The sequence below is a fragment of the Kitasatospora sp. NPDC002551 genome, from assembly GCF_040296005.1.
Classification (GTDB): domain Bacteria; phylum Actinomycetota; class Actinomycetes; order Streptomycetales; family Streptomycetaceae; genus Kitasatospora.
In genome coordinates, this window is record NZ_JBEOWI010000033.1 from 1 (window position 1) to 22,092 (window position 22,092).

19 protein-coding genes and 1 pseudogene are annotated in these 22,092 nt (G+C 75.0%); 4 read left to right on the forward strand and 16 right to left on the reverse strand.

The genetic code is table 11. The annotated features are described in order from the left end of the window. Positions 1-212: 212 nt before the first annotated feature. Positions 213-1,037, reverse strand: a complete 825-nt coding sequence (locus ABT093_RS25275; protein ID WP_350568369.1) for a hypothetical protein — start codon at positions 1,035-1,037, stop codon at positions 213-215. 183 nt (positions 1,038-1,220) lie between these two features. Between ABT093_RS25275 and ABT093_RS25280 the strand changes: the two are divergent. The 4 genes and pseudogenes from ABT093_RS25280 to ABT093_RS25295 form a co-directional block, all read left to right on the forward strand. Continuing rightward, positions 1,221-1,493, forward strand: a pseudogene (locus ABT093_RS25280) (ArsR/SmtB family transcription factor); the annotation flags it as partial. 24 nt (positions 1,494-1,517) lie between these two features. Further along, positions 1,518-1,913 carry a VOC family protein gene (locus ABT093_RS25285; protein ID WP_350568525.1) on the forward strand — a complete coding sequence of 132 codons (396 nt, stop codon included), beginning with the start codon at positions 1,518-1,520 and terminating at the stop codon, positions 1,911-1,913. A gap of 106 nt (positions 1,914-2,019) precedes the next feature. After that, positions 2,020-2,424 (forward strand): DUF4259 domain-containing protein, encoded by a 405-nt coding sequence (locus ABT093_RS25290; RefSeq protein WP_350568371.1) that lies wholly within the window; start codon positions 2,020-2,022, stop codon positions 2,422-2,424. A gap of 114 nt (positions 2,425-2,538) precedes the next feature. Next, a complete protein-coding gene (locus ABT093_RS25295; RefSeq protein WP_350568373.1) occupies positions 2,539-3,369 on the forward strand; it encodes a PIG-L family deacetylase in 831 nt (276 codons plus the stop codon). Positions 3,370-3,467: 98 nt separating this feature from the next. Here ABT093_RS25295 and ABT093_RS25300 read toward each other — a convergent pair whose 3' ends face one another. The 15 genes from ABT093_RS25300 to ABT093_RS25370 all read right to left on the reverse strand — a co-directional run bounded on the left by ABT093_RS25300 (position 3,468) and on the right by ABT093_RS25370 (position 21,913). Further along, entirely contained in the window at positions 3,468-6,377 is a 2,910-nt protein-coding gene (locus ABT093_RS25300; protein WP_350568376.1) for a hypothetical protein, read from the reverse strand. Then, positions 6,374-6,913: a hypothetical protein gene (locus ABT093_RS25305; protein WP_350568378.1), complete on the reverse strand. Its 540-nt coding sequence runs from the start codon at positions 6,911-6,913 to the stop codon at positions 6,374-6,376. Before ABT093_RS25305 ends, ABT093_RS25300 begins: the two co-directional genes overlap by 4 nt. Positions 6,914-7,335: 422 nt before the next feature. Further along, the gene (locus ABT093_RS25310) at positions 7,336-8,076 is read right to left on the reverse strand and encodes an alpha/beta fold hydrolase (protein WP_350568380.1); all 741 of its coding nucleotides are present in this window, start codon (positions 8,074-8,076) and stop codon (positions 7,336-7,338) included. An 88-nt stretch (positions 8,077-8,164) separates the two neighbouring features. Continuing rightward, a complete protein-coding gene (locus ABT093_RS25315; RefSeq protein ID WP_350568383.1) occupies positions 8,165-8,617 on the reverse strand; it encodes a cupin domain-containing protein in 453 nt (150 codons plus the stop codon). 265 nt (positions 8,618-8,882) lie between these two features. Then, on the reverse strand, positions 8,883-10,535 hold the full coding sequence (locus ABT093_RS25320; protein WP_350568385.1) for an ATP-binding protein: 1,653 nt from the start codon (positions 10,533-10,535) through the stop codon (positions 8,883-8,885). Positions 10,536-10,625: 90 nt separating this feature from the next. Next, positions 10,626-10,895, reverse strand: coding sequence for an acyl carrier protein (locus ABT093_RS25325; protein WP_350568388.1), 270 nt, complete (start codon positions 10,893-10,895; stop codon positions 10,626-10,628). Positions 10,896-10,981: 86 nt separating this feature from the next. Further along, positions 10,982-12,544 (reverse strand): class I adenylate-forming enzyme family protein, encoded by a 1,563-nt coding sequence (locus ABT093_RS25330; protein ID WP_350568391.1) that lies wholly within the window; start codon positions 12,542-12,544, stop codon positions 10,982-10,984. Then, positions 12,541-12,972, reverse strand: coding sequence for a hotdog fold domain-containing protein (locus tag ABT093_RS25335; RefSeq protein WP_350568527.1), 432 nt, complete (start codon positions 12,970-12,972; stop codon positions 12,541-12,543). Before ABT093_RS25335 ends, ABT093_RS25330 begins: the two co-directional genes overlap by 4 nt. Continuing rightward, a complete protein-coding gene (locus ABT093_RS25340) occupies positions 12,854-13,528 on the reverse strand; it encodes a holo-ACP synthase (RefSeq protein WP_350568394.1) in 675 nt (224 codons plus the stop codon). The genes ABT093_RS25335 and ABT093_RS25340 overlap by 119 nt, the downstream gene beginning before the upstream one ends. Next, entirely contained in the window at positions 13,525-14,880 is a 1,356-nt protein-coding gene (locus ABT093_RS25345) for a type III PLP-dependent enzyme (RefSeq protein WP_350568397.1), read from the reverse strand. The genes ABT093_RS25340 and ABT093_RS25345 overlap by 4 nt, the downstream gene beginning before the upstream one ends. Continuing rightward, a complete protein-coding gene (locus ABT093_RS25350; RefSeq protein ID WP_350568399.1) occupies positions 14,877-16,199 on the reverse strand; it encodes an MFS transporter in 1,323 nt (440 codons plus the stop codon). Before ABT093_RS25350 ends, ABT093_RS25345 begins: the two co-directional genes overlap by 4 nt. 71 nt (positions 16,200-16,270) lie before the next feature. After that, entirely contained in the window at positions 16,271-18,076 is a 1,806-nt protein-coding gene (locus ABT093_RS25355; RefSeq protein ID WP_350568401.1) for a condensation domain-containing protein, read from the reverse strand. Between the two features lie 426 nt (positions 18,077-18,502). Continuing rightward, positions 18,503-18,718, reverse strand: coding sequence for a hypothetical protein (locus ABT093_RS25360; RefSeq protein WP_350568403.1), 216 nt, complete (start codon positions 18,716-18,718; stop codon positions 18,503-18,505). Beyond that, the gene (locus ABT093_RS25365) at positions 18,719-20,167 is read right to left on the reverse strand and encodes an amidase (protein ID WP_350568406.1); all 1,449 of its coding nucleotides are present in this window, start codon (positions 20,165-20,167) and stop codon (positions 18,719-18,721) included. A 243-nt stretch (positions 20,168-20,410) separates the two neighbouring features. Beyond that, positions 20,411-21,913 carry an FAD-binding oxidoreductase gene (locus ABT093_RS25370; RefSeq protein ID WP_350568408.1) on the reverse strand — a complete coding sequence of 501 codons (1,503 nt, stop codon included), beginning with the start codon at positions 21,911-21,913 and terminating at the stop codon, positions 20,411-20,413. Between the last annotated feature and the right edge of the window lie 179 nt (positions 21,914-22,092).

Consider the following 22,092-nt stretch of genomic DNA (forward strand, 5'->3'; position numbering starts at 1 on the left):
GCCCCGCGCGCCGCCGCCCGCCGGCCCCCCGCCTCCCCCCCCGCCGCCGCGGCCGCGGCGGGGGGGGCGGGCGGCGCCCCCCCCCCCCCCCCCCCCCCGCGGCCGGCGACGGCCACGCGGCACGGGGCCGCCCATCCGACGGCAGGCGGCGCCCCTGCGGATCGACGGGTCCGACGACCCGGCCCACCGCGGTCGCCCCCTCGCCTGCGCCGTCAGCCGTTCCGTCCGTCGCGCGGCAGCGCCCCTACCGCTCCCGGGGCGGGCGCGTAGCCGCCGTCGGCCCGAATCCGCGCGACAAGCTTCGCGAGTTCGGCCAGGGTGTCCTCACCGAGCAGCGAAGGGTCCGCCTCCAGCAGCAACGCGACCTGTTCCCCGATGCGCCGGGGCGTGAGATCGTCCGTCGCCCCCAGCTCCACCGGACCGCCCTCCCCCTCGTCCACGATCCGGGCGTTGCGCAGGAGCCGGAGCTGCCCGTCGCTGTAGATCCTGGCCATCACGGCCGCGGCGAACCGCTTCCGCGCCTCCGCGCCGCTCATCGTCGTCCGCTGATCGTCCGAAGCGGAGACGGCCACCTCCTGCGGGTCCTCCCCGGCCTCACCCCGGCTTCCACCGAGGCGACTTCGGGCGCTGCTCCACTTCGCCTTCACGGACGGGAGTGCCCGGTCGTTCCACGTCGCCCTCACCGCCGGAAGCGCTTGTTCGTGCCACCACCTCCTGACGTGCGGCGCGGCCACCTCCGCCAGCCTGAGGCCGATGTGGACAAGCACCTCGGCGACGAACTCCGCCTCCTCCCGGCGCTCCCGCGCTCGGGCCTCCGACTCGTACGGGTCGGGGTCGGGCCAGTCCTGCGGGTCGGCCGCCACCGGATCCGGCCGGCTCTCCTTCGTGAAGAAGATCTCGGCCTGACCCACCTCATGGGTGCCGGGGTCCCGTGTCACCGCGCGATAGCCGTCCGGGCTCTTGCTCGACCGCGCGAAACGCGCGCCCTTCCGGACTCTGACCGTGGCCTCGTACTCGTCGTACTCGCTGCTGTCCATGCCCCACCCTCGATGTACGGGATGCCCCGCGTCCGCCGCCCGCGCCCCGGGAGCGACGCCCGACACTGTACGGCCGCCGAACGCCCGGCGGATCTCCGCCGCCCTTCGCCGGCCACGGCATCCCGGTCTCGGCCGCGCTCCCCCGACTGGATAGGCAAGTGGCGACTTGCCTATGCTGGGGGTGTGCCGGACGATGTTTTCAAGGCGCTGTCCGACCCGACCCGCAGAACGATCCTCGACGAACTGACGGAGCGCAGCGGCCAGACCCTTTTCGAGATCTGTGCCCGGCTTTCCACGAAGCACGGGCTGGGCCTGTCACGTCAGGCGGTCAGCCAGCACCTCGCCGTGCTGGAGGGCGCCGGGCTGATAGCGACGCGGCGCGAGGGCCGCTACAAGTTCCACGACCTCACCACCCGACCGCTTGAGCAGATCGTCTCGCGCTGGCTCAGGCCACAGGAAGCAGGAACCGGAGACCGGAGCATGAAGATCTACGTCGCCCACGTGTTCGTCGACGACCAGACCAAGGCCGAGCGCTTCTACACCGAGGTGCTGGGCTTCGTGAAGAAGAACGACATCCCGCTCGGCGGCGGTGCCCGGTGGCTGACCGTGGTCTCGCCCGAGAACCCCGAGGGCGCCGAGCTGCTGCTGGAGCCCTCCGGCCACCCCGCGGTCCCCCCGTACAAGGAGGCGCTGGTCAAGGACGGCATCCCGGCCACCTCCTTCGAGGTCGAGGACGTCCACGAGGAGGCCGCCCGGCTCCGCGAGCGGGGTGTCGTCTTCACGCAGGAGCCGGCCGCCATGGGCCCGGTCACCACGGCCGTGTTCGACGACACCTGCGGCAACCTCATCCAGATCGTCCACCACAACCGCCCGTAGCGCTTCGTCCGGCCGGCCCCTCGCCCCGGCGTTGTCAGTGCGGTCTGCTTCGATGACCGGGACAGCTGACCGGGACGGACAGCGGCAACCTTCTGAGGAGCACCTTGTGGGCACGTGGGGCAGCGGGAACTTCGAGAGCGACACGGCCCTGGACCACCTGTCGGTGGTCGTCGACCGGCTCGTCGACGAGGTCTCCCAGGCGATGGCGGGCGATCCCGTCGAGCTCGAACCCGACGAGTACTGGGGCGTCGCCGTGCCGTGCAACCTGGAACTGCTGTACACCCTCGCCCTGGCCGGCCACGGCGCCCACGACCTGCCGGAGGCCCGCGTGATCACGCAGTGGAAGGCGACGTTCATGGCCGTCTGGGAGCGGAGCATCGACGGCCTGGAGCCCTCGCCGCGCTACAAGGAGGAACGCCGGTCGGTGCTGAACCGCACGTTCGACCAGCTGGCCGAGGTCACCGCCCGGGAGGCGTCGGACGAGGCGAACGGGCCCGGCTCCCCGGAATAGGGGGCGGCGGCTCCGTCGTTCCCAACAGTCGATCAGAAGCACCGCGGACCGCTCTCTGTCGGCCCCGTGCCGCAGACTGAGGCCGAACACCCGGCAGACCGAAGGATGAGCCCCATGACCGACCGGCCCTTGACCCTGATGGCCGTGCACGCCCACCCCGACGACGAGGCCACCGGTACGGGGGGTGTGCTCGCCCGCTACGCGGCCGAGGGCATCCGGACGGTGCTCGTCACCTGTACCGACGGCGCCTGCGGAGACGGCCCGCAAGGAGTCAAACCCGGCGAGGCCGGACACGACCCGGCGGCGGTCGCCGCGATGCGCCGCCGGGAGCTGGAGGCCAGCTGCGAGCATCTCAAGGTCGGGCACCTCGAAATGCTCGGCTACGGGGACTCCGGGATGATGGGCTGGGCCGCCAACGACGCGCCCGGCTCGTTCTGGACGACGCCGGTGGACGAGGCGGCCGCCCGCCTCGCCGACCTGATGCGGCAGTACCGGCCCGACGTCGTCGTGACCTACGACGAGAACGGCTTCTACGGCCACCCCGACCACATCCAGGCCAACCGCATCACCACGAGGGCGCTGGAGCTGGCCGGCATCTCGCCGAAGGTGTACTGGACGACGGCCCCGCGCTCGATGATGGCGCGGTTCGCGGAGGTCATGCGCGAGTTCGGCGCGGAGTGGGACGAGCCGGGCTCCGAGGAGTCGGGGATACCCGAGATCGGCCTCCCCGACGAGGAGATCACCACCTGGGTGGACACCACCGGGTTCGGCGGCCAGAAGTTCGACGCGCTGGCCGCGCACGCCAGCCAGGGCGAGAACATCTTCTTCCTGAAGATGGGCAAGGAGAAGTTCACCCAGCTGATGGGCGTGGAGACCTTCGTGCGGGTCCAGGACACCACCGACGCGGCGCTCCCCGAGAACGACCTCTTCGCCGGCCTGCGCTGAGCAGCCCCCGGCCGACCGGCCGGGCCCGGCGGCGCCCCGCGTCGCCGCCGGGCCCGGCCCCGCCTCGGCGCCACCGCCCGTGAACGGGATGCGCGATGTCAGAGGCGGGGTTGCGGCGGGGCGAGGGGCGGGCCGGTGAAGACGCGGTCCTTCGGGTTGTCGAGGATCTGCCCGACGCGGCCGGAGACGTCACGCACCGCCCGGACGGCCTTCAGGAGGTCGGCCAGGGAGGTGAGGAAGGCGGCGCTGTCGGAGCGGTCGACGGCCTCGGCGCAGCGCGGGCCGGCGGCCAGGGCGGTCACCCCGAACCGGTGCCAGAGCGCCTGCGCGGCCGGGTCCGGGACCTGGAAGTAGTAGGGCTCCCAGCCGGCGGCGTTCCCCAGACTTGTGCAGAGTGGGCGCACCTTGGCCATCAGGGCGGGGGTGACCTCGATCCGCTCGTCGCGCCGGGCCTCGGTCAGGGCCTTCACCAGCGCGGTGCCGTCCGCCAGCGCGTGTTCGATCAGGTACCGGCCACCGACCCGGTACCAGGCGTGGACCTGGCGCCAGCGCATGCCCGGCGACACCGGGAGCGTCGGCAGGCCCATGGACTGCTGGAACTGGGCCTGGGTGGTGGGCGTCACCGCCTGTGCGTGGGAGCGGAGTTGGTCGTGGGCGTCGGCGACGAGAAGGACGGCCGCGGTGGCCAGCGCCACGGCACACGTTCCGTGGCCGAACGCCGACAGGAGGCGGGGCCGCCGCGTGGACGGGAGCCCGGTGACCGGGCCGGATCCGACGTGGTGCGGTCTCCGCCGGCCGGCCGTCCTGCGGGCGAGCGCGGCGAGGGCGGTGATCAGCAGGGCGGTGACCGGTGCCAGCAGCAGCGCCGCGTGGATGACCAGATGGAACGTCAGGCCACCCTGCAGCTGCCGCCAGGCGGGCCGCCAGGCGCAGCTGTCGTTCAGCACCGAGAGCGGCCCGAGGCAGCCGTCGGCGGAGATCAGCAGCACCGTGCCGCCGATGCCGAGCAGCGTGGCGGTCCCGGCGGCGACCAGGGCCGCGGGCAGCCGGAGGGCGGGTGCGCGGGCCGCGACCGCGGCTGCGACGGCCGCGCCGAGGACGATCGCCGCCAGGCACCAGATCGCGTAGCTGAAGGCGTACAGGCCTCCGCGCCGGTCCGCGCCCACGTCCAGGTGGTGCAACCAGGCCTGGACGGCGCCGACGCACAGGACGGCGAGCGCCCCGCCGCCGAGCGCGGCGCCGAGGGCCCGGCGCAGGGACGGTGGGACCCGGCCGGCGGGCGGCCCGGCCGCCCACACGGGGAGCAGGACGGCCCACGACGCGACGGCGGCGAGCGGTACCAGTGGCACCCGGACGGCCTCGCGGAGCACGGGGAGGACCTGTGCCATCAGGGCGCTGGTGTCCGGGCGGACGGTCCCGGCGCCGGGGAACCAGTGGACGACGGCCTGCCGGGCGGCCACGCCGTCGTACCGGACGCCGTGGACGAAGAGCGCACCGTAGTAGTCCCACCAGGTGAACCAGGCCGACAGGACGAGCCAGCCCGCCACCAGGACGAGCGCGAGCGGGAGGCGCAGCGACCGGCCCGGTCGGACGGTGGCCGCCAGCCGGGCGCACTGGGTGGTCCAGCAGGTGAAGCCGACGGCGGCGGCCATCACCAGGCCCAGCGCCCCCCACCTGGCCGGGAGCCACAGGCCGCCGGTGGTGTGCCCGTTCAGCACCGACCCGGCGACCAGGCCCGCGCCCAGCCAGAGCCCGCTGCGCACGCCGGTGGGCGGGCGCAGGCCGAGGACCGTGGCCCGGACCACCGCCCGCCACAGCAGCAGCGCGGTCGACGCCGCCACCACCGCCGCCGGGGCGGCCCCGACCGTCTGGTAGAGCCAGCCGTTCATCATCGCCATGTGCGGCACGAAGTGCCACATCAGGTGATAGTTCGTCAGCGCGGCGATCACGCCGATCAGGAACATCAGCAGCGCCCTGACCTCGAACAGCGGCGCCGGATCGGCGAGCGCGTCGCGGCGGACCTCCCAGCGCGGGTGGGTCCGCACCAGCTCCAGCGCGCCGTCCACCCGCCGCCGTACCCCGCGCAGGTCGTCCCGCGCGGGCATGGTGGCCCACACGTGCTCCAGTGGCGCGCGCCAACGCCGGGCCGTCAGGTCGGCGTGCAGCTCACGGCTGCGCAGCACCTCCGCGCGGACGACGGAGATCACGAGGACGGTCACCATCGGCAGGACCACCTGCCGGGAGTAGTCCGCGGTGAACAGCGAGCCGCCCCGCGCCACCAGGCGGGCACCCTTCCAGAACGTGATCAGCACGTACGGGCACAGGACGAGGGTAAGGAAGGACCGCCACAGCGCGACGGTGGCGCCGGTGACCGTCAGGTCGCGGTTGGCGACGTGGGCGAGCTCGTGCAGCACGATGGCGTCGAACGCGTCCGGGTCGGTGTCGCGGCAGGCGACCAGGCCCGCGTTCAGCCGCAGCCGGGGACGGCGGTTGCCGCCGAACACCGTACCGCTGCGGGTGAACACGACGGGCGCCACGAACAGGGCCGGCACCTGGTCGACCCGGCCGGCGGCCAGGTCCCGGACCCTGGCTTCCACGGCGCCGGTGCGGTCGACCAGGGCCAGTTCGACGCAGCGTCCGCCGCGCTGCTTCCAGCGCGGCAGCACGGCCGCGACGGCCGTCGCGAGCAGCAGGACGGCGGCCGGTCCGAGCAGGATCTGCCACCACGGCAGCGGCGGATCGTCGCGGGCGATGCACGGCAGGTAGGCGAGGCTCTGCCCGGTCGTACGGAGCGTGGAGCCCAGTGTGCCGAGCCGGTCGAGGTCGGCTCCCGCCGCCAGCAGGCAGCCGGTCGAACTGCCCGCGCGGAAGAAGGTCAGGACCGGCAGCAGCATCGAGCCGCTGGCTGCCACGAGCAGGACCAGCAGGAGGGCGAAGCGGGCGTTCGTGCCCGCGCCCAGCACCCGTTCGTCGAGGCCGTCCGAACTCCGCCCGGCCGTGGTCGTCACCGCTCCCCCGGACCGTCGCCCGGGACGGCCTCCGCCCCCTCGCGGGGTTCGCCCGGTTCCTCGTCCGGGTCGGCCAGGACGAGGCCGGCCACCACGCCGTCGGCGATCCGTCGCGCGAGGTCCGGGGAGAGTCCGGCCTCCCCTCCCGCGTCGAGCACCATCCCGTGGACCAGCCGCTGCTGCTCACGGGACAGCGGTGGGATGACCTCGGGGGCCGACCGACGGCGCAGCATCCGGCGCCAGAGCGTCGACGAGCCGCGCGACGCGCCCTCCACCAGGTTCTGGGCGATCCTCTCGCGGGCCCGCTCCAGGGTCAGCCACAGCACCGGGGCCACCAGCGGCACGATGTCGGCGAGACCGAACCCGAGCGGATCCCGGTCGCCGCGGCGCCGCCGCAGCCGGGCGAGCACCTCGGCGTCGCTCTGCCGCAGCAGGCCGTCGACCACCACGACCTCCTCGGGCGCGCAGGCGGCGACCACATCCCGCACCAGGTCACGGACCCGGACACCGGCTATCTGCTCGGACGGCGAAGTCACTTGTCCTCCTGTCAACGGGGCGGTCGCCATCGCGTGCTCCTGAACACCGATGGACCAACGACCTCCTGACGCTACGGAGGGCGGCCACGTCCCGCAATCACTCGATCGGGTGTCAACGGGCATCGCACCGCAGCCTCGCCGGACCGCCGCTCAGGAACACCGGGTCGGGCCCGCGGTCCGTCCGTGGCCGGTAGGCGCGGATCCGTCCCGGCGCACGGGGGGACCTGTGACGTGCTCCGGCCCGCAGATCGGCGTCTCCCACGACGGCGACCCGCAGGCCGAGCCGCTCACCGGGGTCGGCGTCCGGCAGGGCGAGCGCGGGCGGGCCGGCGCGCCGAGGGCCCGGTCCGCGCGGGCGGGCACGCGGAGCCGGTGCGGTCCGGCGAACGCCCCCGCCCTGCGGTTCGAGGTCCGGTCCCTGGTCACCGGGCCCGGCCCGGGCCCGCCCTCCAGTGCGCCTCGACGGCCGCGGCGAGCTCGGCCGGCCGCTGGAGCGGCGGCCAGTGGTTGCAGTCGAGCGCCACGACGCCGTCAGCGCGCAGGGCGGCGGCGAGCCGCTCGCCGGACGCGATCGGGCAGGCGGGATCGCGCGCGCCCCAGAACACCAGACAGGGCGCGGTGACCCGGACGAGGCCCGGCTCCCATTCGGCTCCCACGGTCACGGCGGAGCGGTAGAGCCTCAGGATGCTGTCCTTCATGGCCTCGTCCACCCGGCCGACCATCTCCCCGGCCAGGTCGGCCGGCACCTCGAAGCCGGCCGCGAGGTCGGCGGCGAAGGCGTCCGGCCGCAGCTCGCGCATGAAGCGGTCGCCGTCGGCGGGGTGCTGCCAGACCTCGGCGAGCGGATGCCACGCGTACGCCGCGTCGACCGGGCCGTTGCCGCCGGCCCAGGTGCGGACGAGGTCGGGCCGCAGGGAGGCGACGCGCGCGGTGAGGATGCAGCCCCAGTCGTGGCCGACCAGGTCGACCGGTTCACCGACGCGCTCCAGCCGGGCGATCAGCCAGTCGACGTACTCCTCCTTGGTGGAGCGGAAACCGTCCGGGCGCGGGGCGCCGAAGCCGGGCAGGTCCCAGGCCTCCACGTCGGTCCGGGTCAGGTGGCGGCGCACGCCGTCCCACACCCGGTGGGTGTCGGGAACGCCGTGAACGAGGATGGCGGGCATGCGGCTGGGTCCTCCGTCGTGCGGATCGGGTGCCCGACGGCCGGTGCGGGGCCGTCCGGCGGGGGTCGGCGGCCGGGGAACGGTGCGCTCACCCGGCGGGGCGCGGGGCCCGCAGGTGGGCGCGCCGGGCGAGCTCGTCCTCGGGGACGAGTTCGAGCATGGGCCTCCCCGGGGCGCACAGCATGGTCACCACGAACCGGGTCCGCGCGTCGGCGAGTGCGTTGCCGTCCTGGTAGTGGATCGCGTCGCCGCCCGGCTCCCAGAACGTGCCGCCGGCCTCCACCACCCGCTCCGGCTCGCCCTCCAGCTCGAAGCGGACCGCGCCCTCGACGACGTACCCGAAGGCGGGCCCGGAATGGCGGTGCGGCGGGGTGCCCGGGTCGCCCGGCGCCCACTCGATGTGGACGGTCATCGCGGAGGCGCCCTCGGGGATCGTGAGCGGTCCGGCGTCCTGCAGCATCCGCGCCGCGGTCATCCAGCCCGCCCGAGCCGACGGGCCGCCGCCGGGTCCGTGCACGTGTCCTGCGTGGTGGTCCGACATCCTGGTGCACCTTCCGTCGTCCGTGTCCGGGTGATCGGGCGGAGCCCCTCGCCCCGCCCCGTCGACAGTGTTGACCGCCGACCCGGCGGATCTGTGACACCCGGGCGCGAGCGGCGCGGGTGGGCCGGCTCCCCTCCCCCGGTTGCGAGGACCGGGACGGAATCCGGCCTCATCGTCACGAAGTCCTCTGCTGCTCCACATCCTCCGGTCGTGGTACGCCGAACCGCCGAAGGACCGGACCCGGGGCCGGACGCCCGCGCCCTCGTCACTCCCGGCGCGCGGTGCCGAGCGGCGCCGGATCCGCCGGCGGCCCGGGCGACGGCTCGGACCGGGGACCGCCTGACGGCCCGGCCCACCGCTCGGGCAGGCAGAGCCGGCTCCGCATGATCCTGGTCCACAGGACGAAGTCGCCGAGCGTGCGGGCGTAGTGGGCGGCCGCGCGGACGTTGTCCTCGTCGCACGGGAGCAGCCGGGCGGCCTCGCCGGCCGCGGCGAGCCGGGCGTGCCGCTCGGCGAGCCCGCAGAAGTAGTGGGCGTGCCGGCGGCGCAGGCCCGCGTAGTCGCCCGTCTCGATGCCGCGTTCGGCCGCGAAGGCCCGCACGGGGCCGATCAGCCGGTAGCGCAGCCGGTCGCCGTAACGGTGCACGCTGACCAGGGACTGGGTGACCAGGTCACGCAGCGCCCGCGCGGTGTCGAGGGAACTTCCGGGGAGCGGGGCACGGTCGCCGCCGCGCCCGCCGCCGTCACCACCACGGCGCCCGCCACCGCGCTCGACGCCGCCGACCAGGTACTCGGCCGCCTCCAGGGAGAAGTCCCCGCTGAAGACCGAGACGGCGGCGAAGACCCGCTGCTCGATCGGGCGAAGCCGGATCCAGCTGCGCTGGAGCGCCTGGCGCAGCGACTGGTGGTGGCCCTGCTGCGGGGCCCGCCGGCGCTCCAGCAGGTCCAGCTGGTGGGACATCCGGGAGAGGAGGTCCTCCAGGGAGATCGCGCTGAGCTGGCCGGCCGCGAGTTCCAGGGCGAGCGGGTGCCCTTCGAGAACGGTGCAGAGGCGGGCGACGGCGGCGCAGTTCGCCTCGGAGAGCTGCCAGAACGGTGCGGCCTCGGCGGCCCTCTGGACGAACAGGCGCCCGGCCGGGGAGGCGAGGACGCCGCGTCTGGTCGGCTCCAGGGGGACGGGGAGCGGGCCGAGCGGCCAGCCGGCTTCCGGGGTGAGGCCGAGCGGTTCGCGGCCGGTGGTGAGCAGTCTGGTCGCGCCGCCGGACGGGCGCAGCAGGACGCCCGCGAGCCGGGCGGCCGCGTCGAGGGCGTCGTCCGCGTTGTCCAGCACCAGCAGGGCGGGCGGCCGCACGCCGGGGTCGCGCAGGGTGGCGGCCAGGGCGGACAGGGTGGCCCGGCTCTCCTCCTGGGCGAGGTCGACGAACCAGACCGGGCCCGGTGCGCGCAGCGCGTACGCGGCGGCCAGCCGGGACTTGCCGATGCCCGGCGGTCCGGTGAGCGTGGCGACGCGGTGGTGTTCCAGGGCCCGGCCCAGCCGGCGCAGTTCCTCGTAGCGGCCGACCAGTTCGGCACCGTGGACGGGCGGCGCGAAGCAGGCCGGGTCGTGCGGCGGCGCCCCGCCGTACGGCGCCGTCCACGGGCGCTCGGCGAGCACGACGACGGGGCGCGGGCGGCGGCTCAGCTCGCGGACGATCCGGTCCGCCTCGGCGCGCGGCAGTTGCAGCGCCCGGCAGAGGGCGAGCACCGAACTCTGCCGGGGCCGGCCGACCCGTTCGTTCTCCAGGTTGCCGATGGTGCGGACGCTGACCCCGGACGCGTCCGCCAGCCGCTCCTGCGTCCACCCACGGGCCTCGCGGAACGTGCGCAGGAGCCGGCCGGACTGCCCGACTCTGGTTGACGCCGCACCGTCGGCATACACCCGGTCACCCCCACAGTGTTCGGCCCCCGCGTGGTGAAGATATCGAGCGACGCGAACGCAGGTCTAGACCAGCTTGTCCAGCTTGCAGCTTTAGGCCGTGGCCGCGATGCCGCCGCGCGTGGCCAGGACGAAGTCGGTGAACGTTCCCACCGAGGCGAAGTCCTCGATGTCCAGCGTCTCCGGGTCGACCACCAGGTCGATCGTGTCCTCCAGGGCCATCAGCAGCTCCAGCATGGTGGTGGAGTCCAGGTGGAGGTCGTCGAAGAGGCGCACGTCGTCGGCGAGCCCGGCGATGTCGCGCTCCAGGACGTCGCTCAGGGCGGACTCCAGGGCCTGGACGATGAATTGACGGTCGGTCATGATGTTTCTCCTCCGTGGCACTGTGACACTGTGCCACTGCGATGGATGGGACGGGGTTCACTGCGGTGGGCCGGCGGCCCCGCCCGTCAGGCGGCGACCTCGGCGACCAGGACCGCCAGCCGGCGGCGGTCCACCTTGCCGTTGGCGCTGAGCGGCAGCGCGTCGAGCACCAGGCACCGGCGCGGGATCTTGTACACCTCGATCTGCTCGCGCATCAGCTCCAGGGCCTCGGCGGCCTCGATCCGCCCGACCACGGCGAGCACGGACGGCCGGCGTCCCTCCGGCGGAAGGACGGCGGCCGACACGACGCCCGGCACCCGGTGGGCGGCGGCCTCCACCTCGGTGGCGCTGAGCCGGAAGCCGTTCTCCTTGTAGAGATCGTCCCGGCGGCCGCTGAAGTAGACGAAGCCGTCCTCGTCGAGCCAGCCGTAGTCCCCGGTCCACAGCTCGGGGAAGAGGCCGTCCCGGCGCCGGAACCGCTCGGCGTCGAGCTCCGGGCGCCGCCAGTAGCCGGCCATCACGTGCGGGCCGCGGACCACCAGTTGGCCGATCTCCCCGGGCGGCACCGCGGCGCCGTCCTCGTCGACGGCGAGGACCTCCGTGCCGGGCAGCGGCAGGCCGCAGGAGCCCGGCCGGGCGAGGTCGCCGTCCGGCGGCATGACGGTGGCACGCTTGCACTCGGTCAGGCCGTACATGACCTGCACCCTGAGGTTCGGCAGGCTCGCGCGCAGGGCGGCGATGGTCTCCGTGGAGAGCGCCGCCCCGGTGTTGGTGAGCAGCCGCAGGGCGGGCAGCTTGTTGGCCGAGCGGCGCAGCAGCCAGGCGAGGCCCTCGCTGGCCGAGGGGACGCCGGGCAGCACGGTCGCCCCGGTCGCCGCCAGGCGGCGCAGGAGCAGCGGGCCGGCCTCGTTCGGCAGGCCGAGCCAGAGGTGGGCGCCGCTCAGCACCGAGAGGTGGACCTGGTAGAGGCCGTAGTCGAAGGAGAGCGGCAGCGGGCAGTAGACGACGTCGTCGGCGCGGTAGCCGAGCACCGACTGGATGGCGCGGGCGGCGAACAGCACCTGCTGGTGGGTGCTGACCACGGCCTTGGGCAGGGCGGTGGTGCCGGAGGTGTAGATGAGGCTCACCGGGTCCACCGCGAGGACGCCGGACGCCGGCGGTTCGCCGGACGGGTCGGCCAGGTCGGCCGGGTCCGCCGGATCGGCCGGCCCGCTTCCGGGCGGCGGGAAGGCGGCCTCGACGAGCTCCGACAGGGGCAGCACGGCGATCGCGCGTTCGCCGGCGGCGGCCCGGTCCGCCGCGTCCTCGGTGATCAGCAGCCGCGGCTCGCAGTCGTCCAGGACGTGGAGCAGCGGCGCGCCGTGGACCTGTTCGTGCAGCAGGGTGTAGGCGGCGCCGAGCCGGGAGGCCGCGTAGACGAGCACGGCGAGGGCCGGTCCGGACGGCGCGGCGGCCACCACGCGGTCGCCGCGGCCGACCCCGGCGGCGCGCAGGCGGCCCGCCAGGCGCCGGGCTGATGTCGCGAACTCCCGGTAGTTCAGCGTCAGTTCGCCCTGGGAAAGGGCGGGCCGGTCGGGCCGGAGCTCGGCGGCGCGGTCGAGGATCTCGTGCAGCAGGGCGGGCGCCGGCGGCGTCCCGGGGGCGGTCATCGGATGCTCCCGTCGTCGGTGGTCGGGCGGGTGGTGGCGGTCTGACCGGTACCGGCGCGCCGAGCCGGCCGGGGCGGCGGCGGAACCACCGCGGTCGCGGTGGCGGTGCACACGAGCAGGGGTTCGGCGAGCACCTCGGCGGCCGAGGGCGAGCGGTCGGGCCGGGCCGCGATGACCTTGTACGCCTCGAACTCGACCTTCCGGCGCAGCCGGGTGCGGTGCACCAGCCGGGCGGTCAGCTCCAGGTAATCGCCGGGCCGGCAGGGCGCGGTGAAGCGCACCGCCGAGTATTCGGCGAGCAGGCCCTCGTCACCGTCGGTGCGGACGGTGATCTCGGTGATGAGGTCGCCGAACAGCCCCAGCAGACGGGCGCCGGGGACCAGGCCGCCGCCGTAGTGGGCGTCCTCCTGACCCAGACGCAGCCGCAGCCGGGCGACGAGCGGCGTGTCGCCCTCGGCTCCGGCCGGCCCGGACGGGGCGGCGGGCCGCTCCTCGCGCGGCAGGGTGGCGGGCGGTCGGTCCATGCGGGGCTCCTTCCGGAGGGTGGGGCGGGGGTCGAAGGGGGGCGGGTCGGGGGGGGCTGGGGTCCCGGGGGCGGGGGTCGAGGCGGCCGACGGCCACGGCGGCCACCGTCCGGCGCTTGTGGGCGATGGACACGGCGGTGGCGCGGAGCCCCAGATCGGCGGCCCGGGCGGCGGCGCGGCCGTGCAGGTGGAGCAGCGGACGCCCGGCCCGGTCCTGGCCGACGGCGATCTCGCGCGGCGCGATGCCGCGCAACAGCCCCGTGCCGAGCATCTTGAGCACGGCCTCCTTGGCGGCGAACCGGCCGGCCAGGTACTCCCGGCGCCGGCCCGGTCCGAGCCGCTCCGCGCGCGCCAGCTCCTCCGCCGCGAAGCAGTGCCGCAGGAACCACGGCCGCTCGCAGAGCCGGTCGAGCTCCCCCAGCTCCAGGACGTCGATGCCGACCGCCGGGGCACCGGTCACCGCGCGGCTCCGGCGGTCGGGGTCGGGGTCGGGCTCGGCAGGTCGGTCGCGGCACTCACGGCGGTCACGGCGCTCACGGGCACGAGGCCGACCAGCCGCTGCTTGCCCAGCAGGTCGTCCAGGGTGTCCCGCTCCCGGACCAGATGGGCCTCCCCCCGGTGCACCAGCACCTCGGCCGGATAGCCGTGGCCGAGGAACAGACCGGGCGAGGCCGTCGGCCCGTAGGCGCCGGAGAGCTCGACGCCGAGCAGGTCGCCGGGGGCCACCTCGGGCAGCTCGACCTTCTTCGCGACCACGTCGTTCGGCGTGCACAGCGGCCCGGTGACCGAATAGGCGCGCACGGCCGGTGCGGCGGGCCGCCCCAGGTGGCGGAGGGGGAAGTTGCGCTTGACGAAGCTGCCGACGCCGACCGCCGCCATGTGGTGGTTGGTGCCGCCGTCGGCCACCACGAACCACTCCCCCCTGGACTGCTTCACATAGCGCGCCCGCACGACGTAGGTGCCGGCCCAGGCGGTGAGGTAGCGGCCGAGTTCCATGATCAGCCGGCAGTCGGGGTGGCGGGCCGCGAACGGGGCCACCGCCTCGTGCATCCCCACGCCGAGTGCCGCCGTGTCGAGGGCCTTCTCGTTCTCGAAGTACGGCACCCCGAGGCCGCCGCCGAAGTCCACCGTCCTCAAGGGGACGCCGAGTTCCACCGAGAGCCGCTCTGCGGCGGCCAGGATCTCCCGGGTGTTGTGCACCACGTCGGCGTGGTCGAGGAAGCGGGTGCCCATGTAGGCGTGCAGGCCGGTGACCTCGACGTGCCGCAGGCCCGCGAGCACCGCCCGGGCCGAGCGCAGCACCTCCAGGTCGATGCCGAACTGGCGCGGCTTGCCGCCCATCGCGAGGCCGGAGCCCTTGGTCGCGAAGTCCGGGTTGATCCGCAGCATCGCCCGGCACCGGCCCCGGCCGGCCGACGCGGCCAGCTCGTCGAGCCGCAGCAGTTCCTCCACCGATTCGCAGACCACCGCGTGGATCCCGGCCTCGACGCAGGCGGCCAGTTCGGCGGTGTCCTTGCCGGGGCCCAGGAAGATGACGTCCTGCGGCGCGGCTCCCGCGCGCAGCGCGGTGACCAGTTCGGCGTGCGAGGAGACCTCGGCCCCCGCGCCGAGCGAGCGCAGCAGGGCGTAGACGCTGATGTTCGGATTGGCCTTGAGCGAGTAGAACACGTCGACGGCGGGCGGCAGGACGGCCCGCAGGTCGCGGTAGGTGCGTTCGAGGACCTCGCCGTCGTAGACGAAGAGCGGCGTGCCGAAGCGCTCGGCCAGCTCCGTGACGGCGATCCCCTGGAAGGTCGTCTCCCCGGTGGTCATCGGTGGGTCCCCTCGGCGGCTCGGTCGGTGGCTCGGTCGCCCGCTGCGTCGGCGGCTCGGTCGGCGGACGGGTCGCTGTGGGGTGCGTCGCCCCCGGGGGCGACGGCGCGCAGCCCGCGGATCGCGGGTACCGCGGGCAGCGCGGCGCAGCAGGCCAGCGCCAGCACGGTGGCCCCGACGAGCACCTGCTGCCCGCCGAACCGGTCGGCCAGCGGCCCGGCGAAGGTACGGCCGAGGGCCATCGCGGCGAGCGACCCGGTGACGTCGTAGGCATACATCCGGTTGAGCAGTCCGGTCGGGACCTGCGTCTGGACGGTCGTCGCCCAGACCACGCCCCAGAAGGCGCAGCCCACCCCGGCCACCCCCCACCCGGTGGCCAGCGCCCACGGCGGCAGGCCGAGCGCCGGGGCCAGCGGGTAGAGCGTGAAGACGGTCAGCGCCGCGGCCCCGGCCAGCAGCGGCCGCCGCGGGCGGACCTTCATCGCCAGCACCCCGCCCAGGGCGCAGCCACCGCCGAAGGCCGCCATCGCGGTGCCGTAGGCCGTCGCCCCGTGCTCCTCGATGATCAGCACGCCGCCGAGCGCCAGCGACACCCCGGCCACCGTGAACCCGTAGACGGTGAACAGCGCGATCACCGCCCAGAGCCACGTTCTGGCGCGGAACTCCCGCCAGCCGTCCGCCAGTTGGCGCAGGAGCGAACCGTCCCCGGCGGCCTGTGGCACGAGCTTCACGCGCAGCCGCAGCAGGCACCAGCCGCTGATGCCGTAGGTGGCCGCGTACACCGCGAAGACGGAGCCGGGCGAGAGTCCGGCGACCATGGCGCCGGCCAGGGCCGGTCCGCACAGGGCCGCCAGCGCCTCGGCGACGCGCAGCGACCCGTTCGCCCGCTGGACGTCCGGGGCGACCGCCGGGACCATCGAGGCCACGCCCGGCTGGAACATCGCCGTCGCCACGCCGCTGACCACCTGCGCGGCGACGATCTGCCAGAGCGAGGGCGTGCCGAGCAGGAAGCCCAGCGCCACCACGGACTGCACCACCAGGCGCACGCCGTCCGCCCACACCATCAGCCGGCGCGGGGTCAGGCGGTCCGCGAGCGCGCCGCCGAAGAGCATGCACAGGGCGAGCGCGGCGGTCCAGGCGCCGAGCGCGTAGCCGACCCCGCTCGGGCCGTAGCCCGCGTCCAGGATGCCGACCGACAGGGCGACCGGCAGCATCGCGTCGCCGAGCATGGCCACGGTGCGGGCGGTGAAGAAGAGCCGGAAGTCGCGGCTCCAGAGCGCAGCCGCCCCGGCGGCACGGTCCGCCGGCACACGGTCCACGGGGACAGGGCCGGCGACACGCTCCCTCGTCCGGTCCGCGGAGGCGGTGGCCGGGACCTCCTCCACGCTGCTCACCGGCCCGACCCCTCGGCCAGCACGGGCAGCGCCCGCCAGGCGACGGCATCGGCGTACGCCCCGACCCCCGGGCCGCAGGGCGCGGGCGCGGCGTGCGCGACGTACCACTGCGGCGCCATCGCGGTCGGCCGGCCCGGCAGGAGGTCGAGCATCCGCCGGTGCACGGCGGCGAGGCCCGCCGCCGCGTCCGCCGGATCACCCGCCGGATCACCCACCGGGGCGGCGAGGTGGCAGACCAGCCGGTGGCCGAGCCGGTCGTCCGGCTCCGCGACGACCAGGTGCAGCCGGTCGCCCAGCACCTCGGCGGCCAGTCGGCGCACCGCCGCGAGCTCGACCCGGCAGCCGTCGCTGCGCACCCAGCCGTCGCCGCGCGGCACCGGGGTGACGCCGGTCAGCTCCGGCAGCCGCTCCAGCGGCACGTCACCTTCGGCCGCCGCGGCCAGCAGCGCCACCAGCGAACGGCCGAACTCCTCCGCCTCCCCGGCGGGCAGGACCTGCGGGTCGGCCCAGAGTCCGAGGTCCAGGCACCCCTCCAGCCGATGGGCGATCAGCACCAGTCGGCTCGGCACGAGTTCCGCCGCCAGCGGTTCCAGGCGCAGGTCGAGGGCCTCGTCGGAGCGGCCGAGCGGCTTGTCCTCGGCCGGGGTGCGCACCGCCGGAAAGCGCCGTCCGGCCGGGCCGGCCGGGCCGGGGCCGAGCGCGCTCATGTCGTTGAAGACCAGGTCGCGGGCGAAGGAGACGCCGCGCTGCGCGCCCACGCCGTTGATCACCTCCCAGGCCCGGATGGGGTCGAACCAGCTGGCCCGGTAGGCCCGCATCGCCTCGGCCCGGCAGGCCCGGACCAACTCGTCGAAGGTCGCGGCGGCCTCGACGTCGAGCAGCAGCAGGGCGTCCTGGGCGAGGGTGCCGAAGTAGCCGCGCAGCTCTCTGACCACCCGGTTCGCGGAGAGCGAGGTGATCGCGCAACGCGGCTCGTCCACCCGCCGTGCGACCAGCGCGCCGAACGCGGCGAGCGTGACGACCGAACGGGAGACGCCGGTGCGCTCGGCGATCCGGTCGAGGTGCTCGGCGGCGCGGCCCGAGACGATCCGCAGGCCCGTGTGGTGCCAGTCCTTGCGCGCCGGGTCGGCCAGGCCGGGCACGGCGAACGTCGCCTGCGGCACGGCGCGCATCCGGGCGTCCCAGTAGCCGAGCGCGGACTCGGTGATCCGCCGCACGCTCGGCCGCGCCTCCAGCTCCACCAGGTCGACGGGTTGCAGCGCGGCCGGGGCCGGCAGCTCGCGGCCGTCCATCAGGGCGGACCACTCCTCGACCAGGATCTCCCAGCTGGTGGCGTCCATCGCCGTGTGGCAGACCACGCAGACCAGTGCCGACGGTGCGCCGTCGCGGAGCACCACCGCCAGACGCAGCGGAAGGTCGGCCGCCAGGTCGAAGCCCCCGCGCCGCAGCTCCCCGGCCAGCTCGACGGCGGCCTCGGCCGGGTCGCCGTCGGCCTCCACGCACAGCAGGTCGATCGCTCCCTCGCCGGCCACCACCTGGACGGTGTCCGGGCCGATGCCCGGCGCGATCCGGTAGGTCGTACGCAGCGACTCGTGCCTCTCCAGCAGCACGCCGATCGCCTGCTCCACCGCGGCGAGCCCGGTGCCGTCCGGGACCGGCAGCACCGTGGTGAGGTTCAGGTGGGACGGGTCGTCGTCCACGATGACCGCGCGCAGCAGGTTGGTGAGGCCGAAGGCCAGTGGACCGCTGCGCGCGGAGAGTCCCGAGAAACCGATCTTCGACAACAGCCTCCGCCGTGCCATGCCGCTTGCCTCCCCGGCGACTCCGGGCCCGGTGGTTCCGGGCCTCGTGCGGTGCCAGTGAAGCCGGGGGCTGGCGGGGCGACCAGGAAGGCGGATCGGCAATAGTTCCGGTGTGCGCGGCGAACGCCGGGGTCCTGGGCTGCCGGAACCCGTCGGCGGACCCGCCGGCCGGAAGCCTCCGGCCGCCCGGGAGTTGCCGATCGCTTGCCGGTCCGGCGCCGGCGAGGCGGCCGGGGCGGTGGCCCGACGGAGCGACAGATGCCGCCCGGCGCGCCGTCGTCCCCTCCGCCCCACAGGTCCAGGACAGACGCCGGCGACGACGCCGTCCGGCTCGTCACCGACCTGATGAGCGGCTGCGGCGTGCCCAGCGGCGATCCGCCCGCCGAACGGCGGTGTGGCTGTGGCCGGGACGGTCGGAGAGCCGGATCAGCCGCTCGCGGCGCGGGCGTGCCGCAGGACCAGGACCGCGGCCGCGCCCGCCGCGGCGACCAGTGCGAGGAGCGCGGCGCCGGTCGGCGCGGCGAGAGCGGTCACCGGCTGGGCGCGGAGCGCCTGCCAGCCGAGGACGAGCACCAGGCCCGGACACGTCGGCGCGGCGACCGTCAGGTGGCTCGACCCGGTCGGTGACGAGCGATGCGGCACTCAGAACCCCGGCGGACGCCGGAACCCGCCGATCACCTTCGACAGGCACCGCACGAACTGGACCGCGGTGCGGTCGTGCAGGTAGGGAGCGATCACCTGGATGCCGACAGGAAGCCCGTCCCGGGTCGCCCCGACCGGCGCCACCGCCGCGGGCAGATGGTTGACCGCCGACGGCGCCATCCACGTGAGCATCTCGTGGTACGGCCGGTCGGCGCCGTTGACCCGCAGGGTTCGGACCGACCAGCCGGGGTCGGGTCGGTGGTCGTGCGGGAAGGCGGCCGTCGGGCTCACCGGGCAGATGAGCACGTCGACGTCGCGGAAGAACTCGGCCCAGCGGCGGCGGGAGTGCTGCCGGCGTTCGTCGAGCGCGTGCCAGTCACGGAAGCGGATCGTCAGGTCCGACGCGAGCCCGCCCGCCGTCCCTTCCGCCGCGGCGCGCTCCACGAGCCCGGCATACGATTCGTCCGGCTCGACCAGCCCGCTCTGCGCCATCAGCAACGGCCGGTACAGGGCCATCGTCTCTTCGAGCCCGACCGGTCCCTCGCCCTCGACCACGACGGCGCCCTCGGCCCGCACCGCCTCCAGCGTCGTCTTCATGATCGCGAACAGCTCGCCGTCGACGGGGCAGAACGGGTCGTCGAGCCATGCCGCGACCCGGAACCCCCGCAGGGTGCCCGACCTGGCGGGGGGCAGCTCCAGCCGCCACGCCGGAGCGCGGTCGTGGTCCGCTCCCGCGAGGACGTCGAGGCCCAGGTCGAGGTCATCGGCGTGCCTGCCGAGCGGGCCGAGTACCGCCATGTCGAAATCCGCCAGCGTCCCGGGAGCATGTCCCGAGACGCTCCCGTACCTCGGCACGATCCCGAACGACGTGCGCAGCCCGTAGACACCGCAGAAGTGGGCGGGCACCCGTATCGAGCCTGCCGAATCGCCGCCGAGCTCCAGGCCGGTCAGCCCCGCGGCGAGTGCCGCGGCGGACCCGCCGGACGAACCGCCCGGTCCGCGGGTCGGGTCCCACGGGTTGTTCGTGGTCCCGTAGACCTCGTTGTAGGTCTGCCAGTCCCGGGCGTCGGGCGGCATGTTGGACTTGCCGAACACGATCGCTCCCGCGTTCTTGAGCCGCGTGACCGCCTCGGCGTCGCTCGTCGAGACATGATGTCCCCAGCGGGCCGACCCCCCGGTGGTCCGCATGCCCGCAACCTCAAGACTGTCCTTGATCGTCACCGGGACGCCGTGCAGGCGGCCGAGCGGCTCGCCGCGGGAGACCGCGCGGTCCGCCGCCAGTGCCGCGGCCCTCGCACCCTCCTCGTCCCGGGCGACGACGGCGTTCACCTTCGGATCGAGCCGCTCGACCCGGTCGAGGTAGTGGTCGAGAAGCTCGACGCTCGATACCTCCTTCGCCGCGACTGCGGCGGCGAGCTGACCTGCGGAGCGAAATGCCAGATCGGTCATGCAAATCTCCAGGAAAGGCCAGACCCGCGCCGGTCACATCGCTGTGGCCGACGCAAAATCCCTGCTCAGGGCGGATCTGAGTCGACCCTAGCGGACGTGGGGGACCATGTCGGCGTGTGGCATTCCTCACATCCGCTCCGGTGTGAGGGGTGCGTCGGAGCAGCCGTCAGGAGGTGCCGACCGCACCCGGGACCGCCGCCAGACACCTCCCGGCGCGCAGTCGGTCGATGGCCCGGCACCTTCTCAGGCGGCCGCCACGGACCGGGGGAAGGCGAAGACGCCGTCAGGGTCGTAGCGGCGGGCCACGGCCTTCAGCCGGGGCAGGTTCCGGCCGTAGTAGGCGCGGCCCCAGCGGGGCAGCGTGGCGTCGATGTAGTTGACGTAGGCGCCGAGCGCGCCGAGGTCGGCCAGCCCGTCCCGGATCGCTTCCACGGTGGCGCGGGCCTGGTCCTCGGTCGCCGGGGTGGCGCCGGCGTAGACCTGGGCACTGGCGAGCGACTCGCGGTGCGGGAAGGCGGTGGCGCTGGGGGCGAGCTCGCCGATCGCGCCGCCCAGCGAGTCGAGCAGCAGGTCGACCCCGGTGTGACCGGTCATCAGTTCCGTGACCCCCGCCGGGTCCAGCGGCACCGGGCCCAGCATCCGGGAGACCGCGACGAAGCCGGCCCGAGGGAGCCTGCCGCCCTCCGAGACGGGGTGGCACTGGGCGATGGTGTCGTTCGAGCAGCCGGCCATGAACTTCATGGCGCCGAGATAGTCCCTCGGGGAGACGGTGCGCGAGGTCGGAGCGGTACCGGCGGCCTCCACCAGCTCGTCGAGCAGGGGGTCGGCGCCGCCCGGACCGCCCACGTAGCAGCCGACGACCCGGCAGCGGGGCGGGGTGCCGGCCGATATCTGGCAGCTGGCCCACAGCTCGTCCGGCGCCCCGTCCACCCACTCCTGCCAGGCCCCGAGCACCTCGGTCACCGAGCCGGCCGCGAAGCGGAGCACGAAGACGGTCAGGTCGGGCGCGGGGGCGGTGTCGAAGCTGAACCGCGTGACCACGCCGAAGTTGCCGCCGCCTCCGCCGCGCAGCGCCCAGTACAGGTCGGGCTCCTCGACGGGCGAGGCGGTGAGCAGCGACGAGTCGGCGGTCACCACCTCGGCGGCGCCCAGCCGGTCGCAGGTGAGCCCGTACTTGCGGGCCAGCACGCCGATGCCGCCGCCGAGGGTCAGCCCGGCGACCCCGACGGTGGGGCAGCTTCCGGCCGGGAGCAGCCGCCCGGCCTGGGCGAGCGCCGCGTACACCTCGATCAGGCGGGCGCCGGCGCCGACCTCCGCGGTGCCGTCGGGGTGCACCACGACGTCGGCCATCCCTCGCAGGTCGATCACCAGGCCCCGGTCGGGGACGCTGTAGCCCAGGTAGCCGTGGCCGCCGCCGCGGGCCGCGATCGGGAGCCCGTGCCCGCGCGCCACGTCCAGGCAGGCCCGCACGTCGTCGGCCTGTACGCACTGGGCCACGGCGGCGGGGAACTGGCCGTCGTTCAGCTCGTTGTACCCGAGGCGGGCGGTCCCGTAGCCGGGATCGGCCGGGAGCACCAGCCGGCTGCCCAGGCGATCGCGCAGCGCCTGCCAGTCGGGGGGCGCCACCGCCGCCCAGCTACGGGGGCGGGCCGGGAAGGCGGTGAGCGCGCGGGCGGGGGTGCCGACGACGGCCGTCGCCGTGGCGGCGCCGAGGGTGGTGAGGAAGCGTCGGCGGTCGATGGTCATGGGTGCTGCGCCCTTCTCCCGGCGACCGCCTGCCGTGTGCGTACGACGCACGGCAGGCGGCGGTCGGCGTACAGGTCGTGCTGTCCCACCGATCGTCACGCGGTCACGGCCCGCGGGCCTGCGGGGCTGCGCCTTCCGGCGGAGCGGCGAGCCGGGGGCGGGCGGGGCGCGGCGGGCGT